The sequence below is a fragment of the Flavobacterium piscisymbiosum genome, from assembly GCF_020905295.1.
In the GTDB taxonomy this organism is placed as follows: Bacteria; Bacteroidota; Bacteroidia; order Flavobacteriales; family Flavobacteriaceae; genus Flavobacterium; species Flavobacterium piscisymbiosum.
Map to the genome: position 1 here is coordinate 6,445,540 of NZ_JAJJMM010000001.1, position 16,433 is coordinate 6,461,972.

Here is a 16,433-nt window from a genome sequence, read left to right on the forward strand (position 1 = left end):
TAGAACCTTAGTAACTTAGCTACTTAGAACCTTTTCTTAACTTGTATTTATTCTCTTTATATAAATTTCCTGCTGTAATTACATGCGCCAAAGCATCTTTTGCTAATTCTTCATTTAATTTCACCGGAACTAAAGTCGTATCATTTTTGATTTCAAATTGCAAAGGTTTCAAATTGGGCTGCATGATGACAACCTGATTTTCTACACGGAATGCATTGATATCGTTAAACTGCATGATTGATCTTCCTTCTGTTTTTGGATCTAATTTATTTAGATTTCTTCCTACCATTGGTGTTTCAAACGAAAGTCCTAAATAACTTAATAACGTTGGCGGAATATCAATCTGACTGGCTAATTTGCTGTACGAAGTTCCTTTTGGAACTCCAGGTCCTATAATCAGAGCCGGAATGTGAAACTTATTAATTGGCACTAGATTTTTTCCGTATGTTCTGGTATTATGATCCGCAATTACAATGAAAATAGTGTTTTTAAAATAAGGCTCTTTTTTCGCCATTTCGAAGAATTTCCCAATAGAGAAATCGGCGTATTTCATGGCATTGTTTACCGTTGCAGGTTTTGCATCATAAGGCTTGATTCTTCCCGCAGGATATTCAAAAGGTTCATGATTTGAAGTCGAGAACATTAATGAAAAGAATGGTTTATCTCCTTTTGCTTTAAAGTAATTGTTGGCTTTGGTAACCAAATCTTCATCAGAATAACCCCAGGTTCCTTTAAAAGCATATTTGTTTCCATCAGAATCAAAATCTTCCTGATCTACAATATCCTGAAAACCATTTCCGTTGAAAAACGAAGCCATATTGTCAAAATTCGCCATTCCGCCATAAATAAAACTGGTGTCATATCCTTTTTGTTTTAACGCTTCTGCCAAAGTAAAAAATCCTTGTTGCGAGTTTCCTAACTTCACTACACTTTCTGATGGCGAAGGTAAAAATCCGGTTACAACTGCTTCGATTCCACGAACGCTTCTTGTTCCTGTGCAATATAAATTGGTAAACAATAAACCTTCTTTCGATAATTTATCAAATTCAGGAGTTAATGGTTTTCCTCCTAAAATTCCAACATATTCAGCGCCTAAACTTTCTTGTAAAAAGATTACCAAATTGTACGGTTGCTGCAAAACGGTATCCGGTTGTTGTACATGCAAAAACGGAATTTCGGCATCAGTAAAATCATTTGGTCCGGCAATCATGTATTTTTTTACACGTGCAATTGCTTCGGCTTCATCCATTTTACCGTACATCTTCGTGTTTCCTTCATTTTTAATCGAATAAGCTGCAAAAGCTACCGTATAAAATGAATTTAATCCAAGAGTATTTGTCAATTGATCTGTTGAGAAAACAGCGTTACTGGCATTGATTGGACGTTTTGAAGTAAGACTTGAACGCGCTCCAAAAAATAACAAAAATGCTACTAATGGAAAAAGCATTAGTTTGAATTTGTATTCTGTACTTGTAGTATAGAAATATTTTTTCCCTTTTTTGAATGCAAAATAGATCACAACTCCTAAAATTATAAAAGTCACAATAATAGAAGTCATATAACTTTTAAGAAGCATTCCTACGACTTCTTTAGGATAAATCAGGTAATCTAAGAAAATCTTATTCGGGCGTGTGTCGTATTGTTTTACAAAATCAGGCGAAGCCAATTCTACAAAAAGAATTAGGAAAAGGAATAAAAAGCTATAAATTACCAAAAACTTATTGGTGAATTTCAATGCTTTATTCGGTAGAAAAGTAATTAAAACAGCCGGCAGAAATGATAAATAACACAATAATATCAAATCCATTCGAAGACCGATTGGAAAGATGTACCAGAAATTTGGCGTTTCTACTACTCTGTCTTTAAATATAAAAAATAAAAAGATTCGGCTTAAAGTAGTAATTAGCAATCCGATTGCTATGAAATTAAAAATGGGTTTTAAAAAACTTAATTTTTTCATTTGATGATTGAAATTATTTTTTGGTAAAAACAGAGATGTAAATTTAAAAAGTATTTTTAATCACTTTATTTAATCTCGGCAAAGGTGCAGAGTCGCAAAGTTTTATTAAAATAATTTAGAAGGATAACACTCTTTACTCTTCGTAACGTTGTATTTCTCTGTCGTAAAACTCATTCGCCAAAACAATTAAACCTTCCATTTCGGCATTTAATTCTGCTTCATCAAGATCTTCTGCTTCTTCCATAAATTCAACCTCATCATCTTTTAAGTTGATGATAAATCTTGGATAATCAAGGTGAATGATAAAAATATCATCTGCGAAATCAGTATTATCTCCGAGTAAAAATTTAGGTAATTCCATATATTATTTATTTTTTGTTTTTATTATTTCTTTTGCCACAGATTACACAGATTAAAATGATTATTTAAAATAATCTTTGGCTTTTTTTTATTGTTTTTAATCTTCCAAATTTAACTATTTGAAAGTGAATTTTGGATTAATTTTTTTGTGAGGTAATGAAAGCGAATGTAACGGAAAATTGCTGCAGAAGTTCATCCTGCCAAAAATTCGATCCAGACTCGTTTCACCTATAATTCAGCACATTATCTACAACTACTATTAATGTCTACCCATCCTTAATATAGTAGGATATACTAATCTTAAATTACACGAAAACTCTTTAGTGTATTGCTTTAAGTTCACTACTACTTGTTTTTTAGTCGGCAAAGATAATCAGAAGCTTTGGATTCTTTCATATTATTAAAAAACATAAGCAAACATTAAGTGAATTTTGGCCAACCCTAATATTATATAACAATTTCGAAAAATTATATAACAAGTCAAAAAGGCCTCTATTTTACTTTTACACTATTAATAATTCAAAAATATTAGCCATGAAAAAATTACAAATGTTATGCTTATGTGCCTTCGCTTTTTTATACGCCAACAAAACTTTCGCTCAGGACAGTGAAATCCAGAATTATGATCAGGGTTTTAGATTAGGCTTTGGTGTAAATGGAGGAATACCAACTGATAATGATTACAGATGGTCACTTGGTGGAGATGTTCGTTTGCAATATGATTTGACAAAGAAAGCATCTTTGACTTTAACTACAGGTTTTACAAACTTGTTTATGAAAGATCAAAATGGAGTTGAAGTAAAAGATCTTGGATTTATCCCGGCAAAAGCTGGTTTTAAAGCCTTTGTATGGGAAGATCAATTTTATGTTATGGGAGAAGTTGGTGCAGGTTTTGCCGTTACAAACGATTATAACCAAACTACTTTTTTATGGGCGCCAGGGATTGGATACGCCAACAAATACATTGACATTAGTGTCCGTTATGAGGACTACGATAAATTTAATACCAATCAGGTGGCTTTACGTTTAGCCTATGGTTTTAAATTATAAAAGTTAAGGTTTATTTTATTTTTTTGTTTTTGGTATAAACCCGAGAGATCGCATAGTCTCTCGGGTTTTGTATTTTTATACCATTGGTCAAAACAAAAGTACCATTAGTCAAATGATTTTTTATGATTGATTGAGAACGCGGTAATTCGCAGAAAAATTAATCCAATCATGAAAAAAACATTTTTTTATCTCTCGCAACTTTTTCTTTTTTTAATGGTGACCATTACGGCAAGGTCACAATCTGGAATCTCAGGTGAATTCAAAGTCGATTACGTTCCTTTTTCTAAATACGTGCGACCAATAGACAGTACAAAAACAAATGCCGAGAGTAATTTTAAAAGAGCTCAAATAGCTTTTGAAGTACCACTTTCTTTAGAAATGGATAAATACAATCATCCTAAACTCTGGTCTGTTTTTCTTAATGGAAGTTATGCCAGAATGGAAAACAAAAATTATGAAATTCAGGATCTTCCAATAGAATTTCAGGGCGGTTTCCCAACTGAATTATTGAACGCGCAAATAGGCGTGAAACATTTACGCTCTATTTCTCCTTCCTGGTCTTTATTGATTATGGCTTCTGTTGGTGTTTATACAGATATGGTCGAGATTAATAAAGATGATGTCCTAATTCAGGGAGGTGTTCTTTTTATCAAACAATTCAATCCTAATCTGGCTTTGGGTATAGGGCCAGTTTTAACCAATAGTTTTGGTGTGCCAATGGTACTTCCGGGAATTTATTTTAATTGGGAATCCAGAGGGGCTGTACATTTTAAAATTACTTTTCCGGAAGGTGCAGAAGTTGGTTACCGAATGTCTGATACTTTCGATTTGAAAGCGGTTGTAGAACTAAGCGGAATGACGGCAGAAACCAAAATTGGCAATAAATCTTCGCTATTGGGATATCAACAAATTATTGCAGGTTTACGACCTCAGCTAAAATTTGGCGAACACTGGACATTAGAACCTACCGCAGGAACAACTCTTGTTCGTAATTTCTCGACTACTAATAGAAAAATCAAAGATATTTTTAAAGAAAAAGATATTGCAGATCCTAAATTTACGACCACTTTTTATGGAGCAATAGCTCTAAAATGGAAATTTTAAAACTATCTGCTTAACCCGTTGGTGTAATGCATAAAAATTTAATTAAACACATAGAAACATAGATTTTATGTGTTTGAAAAAAGTAAACAAAAAAGAAACCCGTTTCTCACACATAGTCCCGATCCCGAAACTTCTGGACGGGATTATGTTTCTATGTGTTAAAATAATTACACCCAACGGGTTATCTGCTTAATAAGTTTTTATAGACTACCTCTTTCAGTAACTCCTCACGGCGTGTTCTTGAAATAGGTAGTTCTTGTCCTTTTATAAACAATCTCCCACCAGAAACAGAATCGATATGGGTAATGTTTACCAAAAAAGATTTATGAATTCTGAAGAAAATATCCTTTGGCAATGTTTCTTCTAATGAAATCATGGTTTGATGTATTACAATAACTTTATCCTTAAAATGAAGTTTAGCATAATTTTGCATTCCTTCGATATATAAGATGTCGATCCAGGAAATCTTCTGAAATCCTTCTTCCTGACGCACATATAAAAATGGATCTAATTGATTTTTTTTCGAAGAATGAAGCATTTCATACCATTGTTTTGCTTTTAATGAAGCCTGATAAAAACGCTGAAACGTAATAGGTTTCAACAAATAATCAACAACCTGAAGACGATATCCATCTAGTGCATGCTCCGAATACGCAGTTGTAAAAACAACCAAAGGCGGATTATCCAATGATTCTAAAAACTCTAATCCGGAGAGATAAGGCATATTGATATCCAGAAATAACAAATCAACATCCTTTTCCTGAATGTACGAAGTAGCTTCTAATGCCGAAGCACAAGTACCAATAACTTCGAGAAAATCAATTTTAGAAACAAAATCTACAATTCCGTTTCTTGCTATTGGTTCATCGTCGATAACGAGGCATTTCATTTTCATAAATTTAAAATTTTGTTTCAGGTTTTCTTTGTTTCAGGTTTCTGTGTATTGCCAAAAAAAGTTTCTCGCAGATTTTTGCAGATTAAGCAGATTTATTCTTTCCTCTTTCTTCTTTCCTCTTTCCTCTTATCTTACACTCTCCAACAAAAAAATTCTATTTCAATTCTAAAACTACTGTACCTGTAAAATCAAAATCGGTTTTATTGATATTCAACTGATGTTTTTCAGGATACTGAATCGCTAGTCTTTTCTTTACGTTTTCAAGTCCTAACCCCTGACTTTTAGATGGTATTTTGTATTGTTCTGTATGTGAGTTTTCTATTTTAAAATGCAATTGGCTTTTTGATTGTTCACACGATAAATGCACATAACCTTTTTGGTTAGGAAGTCTTGAAACATGTTTAAAAGCATTTTCTATCAGCGGAACCAAAAGCAACGGCACAATTTGAAGCTGTCCGTCTTCGATATTCCATTTGCTTTTTACTTCTAATTCATTTCCCCAACGGGTTTCTTCAACGGCAATTAAATCTTTTAGGTATTTGATCTCAAGATGTAATGGCACATATTCCTTATTACATTCATACAATTGATAACGTAAAATATCCGAAAACTGAACTAATAACACAGATGCCAGTTTTACATCGCTTTGCATCAAAATATGAATATGATTCAGGACATTAAACATCAAATGCGGATTGATCTGATCTTGTAAAATCTTAATTTGTGCTTCAAGATGAACTTGCTGTAATTGTGCGTGGTCTTTTTCGATCACGCTATGTTCCTGATAAAAACGAAGTCCGCAAGCCGTACCATTTATTAAAATGGCCGCCGGAATACTACCCCAAAATCTTGCCCATAAAAACTGAATCGAGTTGAGATGATCTTCGCCATGATATAACCTGCCTCGTGATCCTATATCTGAAAAAACAGTATAAATTAATGCCAGACAAAATGACAAAAGCAATACAACAATAACGCTTTGCACTGCAAACCAATTCATTTTGTTTTTTCGTAATGCTTTAGGCAATATTACATCGCTCAAAAAATGCGCTAAGAAAGTAGAACACAATAAAACCAAAACGGCCTGTGTAGTGGCCGACCAAAAACTGTACTCTTCTATCATTTGCGCCCAAATAGTCATCCCCAGCAGAGACCAAAAGAAGACTAAAAATATCCAATGCCTGTTTTTATGTATTGTAATCATTAAAAAAAAGAAATAAGTAATTTGTAAGAAATACGAAATCAAAATTAACCCTATATTTTCTAAACAAGCAGCAAAGAACCAAAAAAGATTCTTTGCTGCTTAGGGTTAAAAGATAAAGTGATAAACTTATAGAAAGAAGTAGCCAACACTAACATTAAACGAATTAGGTTTAGAACTGAATTGTTTACTAACATTATTTAATCCGCCCTGGTAAATGAAATCAACAGTAAATTTCCACATTTCGATTCCGGCACCAACCTGATATCCAATATTGGATTTATCAAATTTCTTATACGAATCTTTTAATTGATTTAACGATGAAAAATTTTCATCGAGCACATAAGAATATACTCCTCCTCCAAAAACTCTCACATTCAGAGCAGAAAGATCAATTACTTTGTACCCAATAACCAAAGGAATATCGATACTTTTCCATTTTGCATTTTTAGATCCTGTTCCGGAAGTTTTTTCAATTTTAGAGGATTTCTTGCTATACAATATTTCATTCTGAATATAGAATCTTTTAAAATCAAATCGCGCCATAGCACCTCCAAAATATCCGAAAGCATGTTTAGAACTAAAGCCATCTGAAACCGGTAATTCAGAATAATTAGATCCTCCTTTTATTCCTACATGAATAGGAAGCGGAGATTGCGCATTTATTTTAGAAGCTAATCCTAATAAGAAAATTGTAGTCAACAATAATAATTTGTTCATGATAATAGTTTTTATTAATTTGATGCAAAGGAGCACAAACCTAAAACGCTATTAAAATTAGTTTGATGAACTACATTGATGTTTTGACCAACGGATTATTTTGAGTTTTTTTTCGCCACGAATTTCACATATTAGCACGAATAATTATAAAATCCCGGTGGAAAAATTAACCGTAAAATTCACGAAGCAATGCGAAAAGATTGAAAATTCGTGGCAAAAAAATCATCTAATTAACTCATTTTCTAATTGGCACATTTTCTACATACTTCTTATCCGTCAACGTTTTCATAAAAACAATAAGCTGCTTTTTCTCTTTATCAGATAAGTTCAATTTGTCCTCAGGTAATGTTTGATTCGGAACATCGAATCCTAAACCTAATCCTCCGCCCTGATCATAAAAATCAATTACTTCTTCGAGCGTTTTATAAACACCATTGTGCATATAAGGCGCGGTAAATTCTATATTTCTTATTGTTGGTGTTTTAAACGAATTTTTATGAATGGCTGCTTGCGTGATGACAAACTTTCCTAAATCGCCGTCGAGCTTTTTAGCTTTATTGGGAGTTCCCAGAATTTCACTTTCAGATCTGTCGAAATTTGGCGGAACAGTTCCGTTGGTTAGCGGAATAAAATGGCAAGTCGCACATTTGGCTTTGCCTGTAAATAAATTAAAACCAGCTTTTTCATCTTCGGTAAAGGTTGTTTTATTTTGCATGTATTCATCAAACTTAGAATCGTAATGACTTAACGAACGAATATAAGATGCCAAAGCATTTTTGATCGCAAATTCATTTATTTCTCCTTTCGGGAAAGCCTTTTTAAAATCCTTTACATAATTTGCATTCTTCTGAATCGCCAAAGCCGATTGCTCTAAAGAGCCGTGCATTTCGTTTTCATTTTTAATAACTGCAATGGCCTGATCTTCGAGATAACTTACTCTCGAATCGGCAAAAAACACACGCTGAAAAGCAATATTGGTTAAAGTTGGTGTATTACGCTGAATCATCAATTTTCCGTCTAATGCAACCGCCGTTTCTAAACCATCTGTAAAAGCTTTTTCGGCATGATGACATGAGGCACACGAACGTGTATTATTTCCCGATAAAACAGGATCATTGAATAACTTTTTACCCAAAGCAATTTTTTCCGGCGTTGTTTGATAATCGGGGAAACCTGAGAATGCTTCAGGATCAAAAGCATCTTTATCGAATAAAGTTTGTGCCGTAACTTTCAAACCTCTTTGTTCTTTCATTACTGGAATTCCCAATTCGGCTTGTGTTTTGTAAAGTCCTTTACTTAACGGATTCAAAATTTCTTTGATAAAATCTGCCCTGTCAAAAGCATTAAAATTGGTATTTACCTTTAAATATTTCTTTCCTTTTTCCAGAATTTCAAGTACCTGTTTTCCATTCGAAACTGATTCGTTCTCCAGATAAACCCGATAATATTTTTCGATAGTTGCTAAAGCTACAGAAGCTTCAGGAAGTGAATTCAGTACTACCGGAGAATCAAAACCTGTAATTCCCAGGGTAATAATTCGGTAAACTTCAAGTCGCATCGCATCAAAAACATGGGCATCAGTTAGTTCATTAGATCGGGAAACTTTTTCTAACCGAATTAAATTTGCAGATAAAACACCCAATTCCTGAAGCAGTTCTTTTTTACCCTCTTTATTGTATTTCGGGAAAACCAATTCCTCGATAACCTGAAAACCTTCTGGCGAAACCGTTACTTTATCATTTTCTTCAAATTCAGGTATTGCAGGTCCGTTGATCGATTTAGAAACCGCCGGCGAATAATACTCGCTGATCATTTCGACCTTTTTATAACTTTTATGCGCTTCCAGAAATTGTCGCTGAATTTGAGCTTCGGTAGAATCCGCTTGTACAGAGTATTTCAGTTTGGCTACTTTTTCGACCAACAAAGTAATATCAGACTGAAACAGTTCATTTATTTCCTGATGTTTGCTTTTTTTCTCACAAGCCACAAACACCACCAGGAAGAACAAACAATATATTTTTTTCATGATTTAATAAAAATTAAAAGAGGAATATTCAGAAAAACAGAAACCACTACCTCAAATAGAGATAGTGGATGACTGTTTTGTAATGATTTAAAAATTTATCTCGCCAAACCTTTTATAACCACAATTTGACTTGCCTGATTTTCTTTCGGGCGATTTGTTCCTCCGTCAGGGCTTAAATATTTTTCTCCTGTCCAGGTATGTGGCTGAACACTTAACATGAAAGTATCAGCAATACCAACCTGATCAGATACATCGATCAAAGCACCATATTCCCAATCTCCAAATTTAGAAGTTCCGCCTACGTTATATTTCGCAGCATCTGTAGCAGTACGACGGTGATCTAATTCTACCACAACTTTCAACGCTTTTGTAGCAATATTGTATTGATAGATATATGCATCGTGAGTTTCGTCTCCGTATCCGTTAGCATCTTCCTGAACGTAAACATAGTTTTTAGTTACACAAATATTATCCGGATTTTGGAATTTACCAGCAATTCCAGAGCGGTTATCTCCGTCAAGAATAACCTCAAGAGTTCCTTTTAATGGGTCAGCAGCATCAAGATTTAATTTGTAAACTCTACCGTATTTCGTTCTTGAACCATCGGCATTTGTTCCAGTTGTAGCTTGTCCTGTTACGTTAAAATACAATTCACGATCTGCAGCGTCGCCACCTTTGCGATAATCTAAATCTTCTACACGACCAAATTTAATTGCTTTTAAAGTATTTACTGATGCATTGATTTGCGCACCCGTAAGCGTTGTATGATTGTCGATTTTCACAAAAGAAACAGGATATGTTTTACTTACTTCCATATCTTTTTCTCTTTGGTTGTCATCATTTCTTTTTAGCATATACAAAGAACCATTGGTTAAATCACCCACAGCATTCGATACATACATAAAAACCTGACCTCCGTAAGTTCCTGAATCGTCATCACCAATTACAACTACTGTTTTCCCTTTATAAGCAGATGTACGCAATGGCAAAGCATTCTCAGCACTTAAACGGCCAAATCCAGACAGTTCTTTAGATACAGATGCAGAACCTACACTTCCGTAAGGATCTAATGCATGCGTGCGGGATTCTTCTCCAGATTCTCCACAAGTTAAATAAACCGGTCCAAAACCATGTTCTTCTTTTGTCGCCATAGTTGCGCCACACAATCTCCATGTTCCTCCGCTAGAGTTTAGCAAATATTCTCCTTTTGTAGGTTTAAATGTTTTATCAAGTGTAATTCTCGAAACAGCAAAGTTGTCTTCGTTGTTTACTAAAAAAGTAAAAGTTCCATCAGTGTTTTTCAATAAACCAGAACCATCTGCAGAACCTCCAAAAACAAATTTCGGACTGTCCGGAAATACATCATCTGAACTAAAAAGAGAATAAATTTTCAGACTCTCAAAACCTGCCTGCGCCTTCAATAAACTTGGCGTTACAGATTGATCCTTCAATACAACACTCGTTGGTGTTTCAGTTTCGTCTTTAGAGTCGTTATTGTTACAAGATGTAATCAACGAACCTAAAATAACAAGGGGTAGAATAATTCTTTTCATTTAGCTAAAAATTGGTTTTATTTTTTTTACAAAGTAAATCCCTACTCTTTAACTTAAAATGATTTTCATATTATCAAAAAAATAAGACTGAGCTAAAAAAACCAGATAATTCACAAAAAAATTAACATTAAATTAGTAATTCAAAACACAGGTAAACTTATAGTAACATTCAGCCAAAAAAAAGAGCCTTACTTTAAGACTCGTTTTCTAATTGTTGTTTATAAATCCCTATATTCTCCTGAATATTTTCAGGTAGTTCGGGTTCTTTAATATCTGTATGCTTCTCCATAGTGTCCCAAATAATCTGGGCTACAATATATCTGGCCATTTCTTTATCATCAGCAGGAACAATATACCACGGAGCATCTTTGGTCGAAGTCTTATTTATAGCCTCTTCATAATATTCCTGATATTCATCCCAATGCTCGCGTTCTTTCAAATCTCCTACCGAAAATTTCCAGTTGTGTTTTTCTTTCTCCAATCGTCGTAATAACCTTTGTCGTTGTTCCTCTTTACTTAGATGCAAATAAAATTTCAGAACAATAATTCCGTTTTGCGAAATATGCTTTTCAAAATTATTAATTTGCTCAATTCTATTTTTCCAAAAATCCTTCGGAATATCTTCTACGCTCTCAATTCCAGGCAAATTTTCAGCTAAAATAAATTCAGGATGCACACGCGTAACCAAAACATTCTCGTAATGCGTACGATTAAAAATTGCATATTTCCCCTTTTCAGGCAAAGCCATATAATGTCTCCATAAATAATCATGCTCTAACTCTGAAGAAGTTGGCGTTTTAAAACTATGTACTACAACACCACGCGGATTAAACTCTTTAAAAACCTCACGAATCAAACTATCCTTGCCCGAAGTATCCATGCCTTGCAAACAAATCAAAACGCCGTATCTATTATGAGCATACATTGTATCTTGCTGTTTGCTTAATTTAGATTGCACCTTATCCAGTTTTTCTATCTTTTCATCATCATCTCCCTTTACCTTCAACAAAGTCGGAATCTTTGATAATTTTATTTTATCTGTAACTTTAAAATCCTTCGGGTCTATCGATTTCATACTATTTTCATTTTTTGTATTATAAATATACTAATTTTACGAATCCCGATAGCTATCGAGACTGCTCATTGCAATACTTTTTCGATAAATTGTTTTTTTACAAGCCACAATAAGAGCTTATCCCGATACGTCGGGAGTCGCTTTGTTCTGTTAGTAAAAAACACAATTTCTCTTCAAAGTATTTATCCCGAAGCTTCGGGACTATCAGGGCTAGGTTTTGGTTTTCAAAATAAATTTTCCTTTAATAAAGAAATGCAACGATTCAATATTTACATAAAATCAAAAAAGTTTCATTGGAGTACTACTTTAATTATATTTACATTAATACTTTCTTTATATATAATATCAGTTATCAAACAGAATTATTTTGCTCCGGAAAAAGAATTGTTCGATGAAATAATCTTAAAATCAATGCTTGGACTTTTCATCCTTGGATTTATTTTAAAAACAATTGGATTGACAAAATTTAAAGCAATCAATGGTAAGTTTAGTGGTTTCCTGGAATTTTATAAAGATTATATTATTATAGATCAGGAGAAATTTAAAATTGACGAAATCACATCAATTGAGATTTCAAATAATGATTATTATGGGAAATTAGACAGATATACAGGTTTTGGACCTTCATTATCAAATGGTATTAATAATCAAATAGTAATAAGACTTAATTCAGAAATGACAAAATCTTATAACTTTGAATTGTACAACGAATACGATATGGAAAAAGTCGAAGAAGAACTCTTCTATTATTACTCTAAAGGAAAGATAGACTTTTTCGAACTTGCCAAAATATTAAAAATAAAAAGTAAAACAGAAATAGAAGAATTTAGAAATCAAATAAGTCTTCTAAAATAAAACATTTCATGGAAAAATTCACATTAGAAATATTATTTCAAATCATAGGTATCGGTTCAGCATCAGGATTATTTTATAACAACGATGCACTTTATATTATTGGCGATAACAGCGGATTTTTATACGAATATAATATGCAGAATCAGCAATTAAACCAACACGCCTTAATTGATAATCCGTCGCAAAATATTCCGAAAAATCTAAAACCCGATTTTGAATCGATCACGCATCATAATGATACCTTATATGTATTTGGTTCCGGTTCTACCGAAAACCGAAACAAAATGATCGAGTTTGATCTTAAAAACAAAACCATTCTTCAAAAGAATAATCTCGTTGATTTATACGGTTTAATGCAAAGTTTTGGCGAAATAAAACCGGAAGATTTTAATCTCGAAGGCGCAATCTTCGATGGTGAAAACTGGTATTTATTCAATCGCGGAAACGGAGTTTCGAACAAAAACACCATTTTTACCATTCATGCTAAAAGTTTGGGAGAAGAATTTGCTTTGGTTGCTACCAATTATAAACTGCCGAAAATAAAAGGCGTTCGCTCCAGTTTTACCGATGCTATTTTGGTCGAAGACAAAATCTATTTCCTTTCTACCGCCGAAGACACCAAATCAACTTACGATGACGGAGAAATCCTGGGAAGTTTCATTGGCCGAATCGACCTTAAAACCATGAAAATAGATTTTACTCAAAAAATAACATCAACCAATAAATTCGAAGGTTTGACTTTTTATAAAAAAGAAAATAACAAAATAGAGTTTTTATTGTGCGAGGATAATGATACTGAATTATTAGAAACTAAGATTTTTAAGTTGGTTTTGCCGGTTAAGTAAATTTCATGAGAAAAACAATTCTTTCTTTGTTAGTACTTATCATTCTTTTGAGTGTTGGTTATGGATTTTATAATTTTAAAATAAACAAAACTGAAATAAAAAGCTCTACAACATTCAATCTTAAAGATTTAGATTCAAATACAAAAAAAGGGTATTTCATACGGGCAAAAGATTTAGATCCAAAGACATTTATTACACTTCTAAAAGAGAAATACAATAAAGATTCGAAATTGAATTTTGTAACAATGATAGGAGATTTTCCTGATAATTGGGTAAAACCGAATGATATTGAGTATTTGATATCAATTATGCATTCTAAGGAAAAATGTTGTGGATATATGAGTACATTTTCCTCTTTTATTTCAAGTGAAAGTGGTGAAGTTGGAGGTTTTGCAATAATTTTTCTAAACTCCTATATTTCGAAAACAGAAATTAATATGGGATTGAATTGCAATCCGAAAACAAATGAAGAATCTATTAGGAAAATAGAAAAGTGGCATCAACAAACTACAACGAATAAAAATTAAACATATTTTATCTCAAGATTGAGCATATACTCACACCAAAATTCCGTAGAGACGCACAGCAGTGCGTCTCCCGCAACGAATATCCGCAATAAAAAACATAATGGACGAAGACGCACTGCTGTGCGCCTCTACAAAAAACCTTTGTACCTTTATACCTTTTGAAACTTTGAACCTTTAAAAAAATTTTTTTTTAACCTCCGTCCCAACCTTTTTATCTTTTTAACCCTCTTTAGTATAAAGACAACAATTGTGATAAACGAAACGCTAATTTCTAACTGCAAAAAAATGAACCGCGATGCGCAGCGTCAGGTTTATGAGCATATGGCTCCAAAATTGTATCGCCTCTGCAAACGATACCTCAAAAAGGAAGAAGAAATAGAAGAAGCTATGGCTGACGCTTTCTATACCATATTTACAAAACTGGAACAACTAAAAGAAGTTCTGGCTTTTGAGGCTTGGGCGCGCAAAATAACCGTAAATCATTGTTTGGCAACGATCAAGAAAAACATCAATTTTAATATGTATCTTGATGATGTCAAATTGCTTTCGCAACCTTTTACGGATGAGATTAATACATTAGAAGAAGAAGATTTACTCAATTTACTCAACCATATTCCAGACGGCTGCAAAACTGTTTTTAATCTTTTTGTTATCGAAGGTTTCGGACACAAAGAAATAGCCGCAATGCTAAACATTTCTGAAGGCACATCAAAATCACAATTGAATGCCGCTAAAACGAAACTAAAGGAATTAGTAAACAAATTGTATTACCAAAAAGTAAAATAGTCATGGACAATCAGGATAAAATATTCAATAAATTTAAAGAAGCCGCAGAAAACTCGGAACAAAAGGATTTTCCCGGAATGGACAAAGTCTGGGCGCGCGTTGAAGATAAACTCGATAAAAAAGAAGATAAAAAAGCAATCGCATTATGGAAAAAAATTGCCATCGCAGCTTCTCTTTTATTACTTATTTCGATAGGATCTCAGTTTATAAAATCAGATAAAACAACAATTCAGAATTCTACAATTGTTAATAAAGAAAAGATAGAACAAAACATTTTAGAAAAAAATGAAAGTGTTGTTTCTTCAGAATCACCTCTCGTTCCAAAACCCGAAGCGGTTAAAATTTTAGACAAGCCAATTATCAGCGAAAACAATGCAACAGAAACAACCGTTTATGTTACTGAAGCTGTGGGAGCAGGAAGCGCAGATGCTATTATTATCGAAGAACCTGCCAACGCACCAGTACAAGCTGATTATGCTATAGAAGAAGATAATAATGATTTGAAAGACAAAGCAGCTCAAAATTCAGATTATTCCAGAACTGTAGAAAGAGAATCCGCTAAAGTTGCTTTTGCTGATAAACAATCTCAAATGACTAAAAAAAGTGCTCCGCTAATTGTTCTCAACGGAAATGCAATAGCCCACAGCGACGATCAAAAAAGAGACAAAATGATGCAGGCAGAACTTTCTAATTTACAACCGGAAAATGTAGATTCACTAGTTGTTCTGGATGCTCCATTATATATTATTGACGGAATTTATTATTCTGAAAATGATTTATTCGGCAAAAACCCCACAAGTCCTTATGCTCCTTTGAATAAACAGGAAATAAAAACCATAACTGTTCTTCAGGATCTTGAAGCTACATCAAAATATGGTGAAAAAGGTAAAAAAGGAGTTGTCATTATTACTACTAAAACAGGTAAGCCAACTCCTAAAAACTAAAAGAAAAAATCTAAAAATTCTTTGTCAAAGTCCAGCGCTTTGACAAAGATAAAAACCATCATTTACTTAAAATTATCATCATGAAAAACGTAAAACTTATTTCATTAGCATTTTCTATGCTTATATGTTTCGTAGTAAAAGCACAGGAAAAAACAACTACAAAAGATACATTGCGCTCCATTTTAAACAATAAAATAATAATCTGTGCACCATCGAGGCCTCTTCTTAATGAGCCACTAACAATTCTGGATGGAATTGTAATAGATGCCAAGAAGTTTTCTAAAGTAAATCCTAATGACATTGAAAGCATTAAAGTTCTAAAAGGTATTGATGCTACTGCTCTTTACGGAAACAAAGCTATAAATGGAGCTATTGTTATTACATCAAAAAGAAAGGATTAAACATTTTATTTTCGTCAATTTCATTCGAATTTAATATTGATTTATTAACAAAATTATTTTTACATTTGACCTCCTTTTGAAAATTCTTCAAAATTTATTCAGATAAAAAATATTTACATAAATCAATATCA

At 33.1% G+C, this 16,433-nt stretch carries 16 protein-coding genes; 8 read left to right on the top strand and 8 right to left on the bottom strand.

All coding sequences use genetic code 11. The features are described 5' to 3' along the window. Nucleotides 1-19: 19 nt before the first annotated feature. Both LNP81_RS27105 and LNP81_RS27110 read right to left on the bottom strand, forming a co-directional pair. Nucleotides 20-1,960 carry an LTA synthase family protein gene (locus LNP81_RS27105; RefSeq protein WP_230040776.1) on the bottom strand — a complete coding sequence of 647 codons (1,941 nt, stop codon included), beginning with the start codon at nt 1,958-1,960 and terminating at the stop codon, nt 20-22. Nucleotides 1,961-2,093: 133 nt separating this feature from the next. Next, nucleotides 2,094-2,321 carry a hypothetical protein gene (locus tag LNP81_RS27110; protein ID WP_230040778.1) on the bottom strand — a complete coding sequence of 76 codons (228 nt, stop codon included), beginning with the start codon at nt 2,319-2,321 and terminating at the stop codon, nt 2,094-2,096. Between the two features lie 533 nt (nt 2,322-2,854). Between LNP81_RS27110 and LNP81_RS27115 the strand changes: the two genes are divergently transcribed. Further along, complete coding sequence (locus LNP81_RS27115) at nt 2,855-3,370, top strand: hypothetical protein (protein WP_230040780.1); 516 nt, start codon at nt 2,855-2,857, stop codon at nt 3,368-3,370. A gap of 168 nt (nt 3,371-3,538) precedes the next feature. Then, a complete protein-coding gene (locus LNP81_RS27120) occupies nt 3,539-4,474 on the top strand; it encodes a DUF6268 family outer membrane beta-barrel protein (RefSeq protein WP_230040783.1) in 936 nt (311 codons plus the stop codon). Between the two features lie 181 nt (nt 4,475-4,655). On the opposite strand, the gene LNP81_RS27125 is transcribed toward LNP81_RS27120, so the two are convergent. The 6 genes from LNP81_RS27125 to LNP81_RS27150 form a co-directional block, all read right to left on the bottom strand. Further along, nucleotides 4,656-5,369 (bottom strand): LytR/AlgR family response regulator transcription factor, encoded by a 714-nt coding sequence (locus tag LNP81_RS27125; protein WP_230040785.1) that lies wholly within the window; start codon nt 5,367-5,369, stop codon nt 4,656-4,658. A gap of 154 nt (nt 5,370-5,523) precedes the next feature. Beyond that, entirely contained in the window at nt 5,524-6,492 is a 969-nt protein-coding gene (locus LNP81_RS27130) for a sensor histidine kinase (RefSeq protein WP_230040787.1), read from the bottom strand. A 207-nt stretch (nt 6,493-6,699) separates the two neighbouring features. After that, nucleotides 6,700-7,290 carry a porin family protein gene (locus tag LNP81_RS27135; protein WP_230040789.1) on the bottom strand — a complete coding sequence of 197 codons (591 nt, stop codon included), beginning with the start codon at nt 7,288-7,290 and terminating at the stop codon, nt 6,700-6,702. A gap of 235 nt (nt 7,291-7,525) precedes the next feature. After that, nucleotides 7,526-9,316 (bottom strand): cytochrome-c peroxidase, encoded by a 1,791-nt coding sequence (locus LNP81_RS27140; RefSeq protein ID WP_230040790.1) that lies wholly within the window; start codon nt 9,314-9,316, stop codon nt 7,526-7,528. A gap of 95 nt (nt 9,317-9,411) precedes the next feature. Then, nucleotides 9,412-10,869: a PhoX family protein gene (locus LNP81_RS27145; protein WP_230040792.1), complete on the bottom strand. Its 1,458-nt coding sequence runs from the start codon at nt 10,867-10,869 to the stop codon at nt 9,412-9,414. 193 nt (nt 10,870-11,062) lie between these two features. Further along, entirely contained in the window at nt 11,063-11,944 is an 882-nt protein-coding gene (locus LNP81_RS27150; protein ID WP_230040794.1) for a PPK2 family polyphosphate kinase, read from the bottom strand. A gap of 252 nt (nt 11,945-12,196) precedes the next feature. Here LNP81_RS27150 and LNP81_RS27155 point away from each other — a divergent pair, with 252 nt between their 5' ends. From LNP81_RS27155 to LNP81_RS27180, 6 genes are all read left to right on the top strand, one after another. Then, a complete protein-coding gene (locus tag LNP81_RS27155; RefSeq protein WP_230040796.1) occupies nt 12,197-12,799 on the top strand; it encodes a hypothetical protein in 603 nt (200 codons plus the stop codon). Between the two features lie 8 nt (nt 12,800-12,807). Further along, nucleotides 12,808-13,644, top strand: coding sequence for a DUF6929 family protein (locus LNP81_RS27160; protein WP_230040798.1), 837 nt, complete (start codon nt 12,808-12,810; stop codon nt 13,642-13,644). A gap of 5 nt (nt 13,645-13,649) precedes the next feature. Next, entirely contained in the window at nt 13,650-14,171 is a 522-nt protein-coding gene (locus tag LNP81_RS27165; protein WP_230040801.1) for a hypothetical protein, read from the top strand. 285 nt (nt 14,172-14,456) lie between these two features. Further along, nucleotides 14,457-14,957 carry an RNA polymerase sigma factor gene (locus LNP81_RS27170; RefSeq protein WP_230040803.1) on the top strand — a complete coding sequence of 167 codons (501 nt, stop codon included), beginning with the start codon at nt 14,457-14,459 and terminating at the stop codon, nt 14,955-14,957. Between the two features lie 2 nt (nt 14,958-14,959). Further along, a complete protein-coding gene (locus tag LNP81_RS27175; protein ID WP_230040805.1) occupies nt 14,960-15,901 on the top strand; it encodes a hypothetical protein in 942 nt (313 codons plus the stop codon). Between the two features lie 80 nt (nt 15,902-15,981). Beyond that, the gene (locus LNP81_RS27180) at nt 15,982-16,302 is read left to right on the top strand and encodes a TonB-dependent receptor plug domain-containing protein (protein WP_230040807.1); all 321 of its coding nucleotides are present in this window, start codon (nt 15,982-15,984) and stop codon (nt 16,300-16,302) included. The last annotated feature ends 131 nt before the right edge of the window (nt 16,303-16,433 follow it).

Coding starts and splice junctions, on each gene's coding strand:
- LNP81_RS27105 (WP_230040776.1), bottom strand. CDS start 1,960: ATGAAAAAATTAAGTTTTTTAAAACCCATTTTTAATTTCATAGCAATC.
- LNP81_RS27110 (WP_230040778.1), bottom strand. CDS start 2,321: ATGGAATTACCTAAATTTTTACTCGGAGATAATACTGATTTCGCAGAT.
- LNP81_RS27115 (WP_230040780.1), top strand. CDS start 2,855: ATGAAAAAATTACAAATGTTATGCTTATGTGCCTTCGCTTTTTTATAC.
- LNP81_RS27120 (WP_230040783.1), top strand. CDS start 3,539: ATGAAAAAAACATTTTTTTATCTCTCGCAACTTTTTCTTTTTTTAATG.
- LNP81_RS27125 (WP_230040785.1), bottom strand. CDS start 5,369: ATGAAAATGAAATGCCTCGTTATCGACGATGAACCAATAGCAAGAAAC.
- LNP81_RS27130 (WP_230040787.1), bottom strand. CDS start 6,492: ATGATAGAAGAGTACAGTTTTTGGTCGGCCACTACACAGGCCGTTTTG.
- LNP81_RS27135 (WP_230040789.1), bottom strand. CDS start 7,290: ATGAACAAATTATTATTGTTGACTACAATTTTCTTATTAGGATTAGCT.
- LNP81_RS27140 (WP_230040790.1), bottom strand. CDS start 9,316: ATGAAAAAAATATATTGTTTGTTCTTCCTGGTGGTGTTTGTGGCTTGT.
- LNP81_RS27145 (WP_230040792.1), bottom strand. CDS start 10,869: ATGAAAAGAATTATTCTACCCCTTGTTATTTTAGGTTCGTTGATTACA.
- LNP81_RS27150 (WP_230040794.1), bottom strand. CDS start 11,944: ATGAAATCGATAGACCCGAAGGATTTTAAAGTTACAGATAAAATAAAA.
- LNP81_RS27155 (WP_230040796.1), top strand. CDS start 12,197: ATGCAACGATTCAATATTTACATAAAATCAAAAAAGTTTCATTGGAGT.
- LNP81_RS27160 (WP_230040798.1), top strand. CDS start 12,808: ATGGAAAAATTCACATTAGAAATATTATTTCAAATCATAGGTATCGGT.
- LNP81_RS27165 (WP_230040801.1), top strand. CDS start 13,650: ATGAGAAAAACAATTCTTTCTTTGTTAGTACTTATCATTCTTTTGAGT.
- LNP81_RS27170 (WP_230040803.1), top strand. CDS start 14,457: ATGAACCGCGATGCGCAGCGTCAGGTTTATGAGCATATGGCTCCAAAA.
- LNP81_RS27175 (WP_230040805.1), top strand. CDS start 14,960: ATGGACAATCAGGATAAAATATTCAATAAATTTAAAGAAGCCGCAGAA.
- LNP81_RS27180 (WP_230040807.1), top strand. CDS start 15,982: ATGAAAAACGTAAAACTTATTTCATTAGCATTTTCTATGCTTATATGT.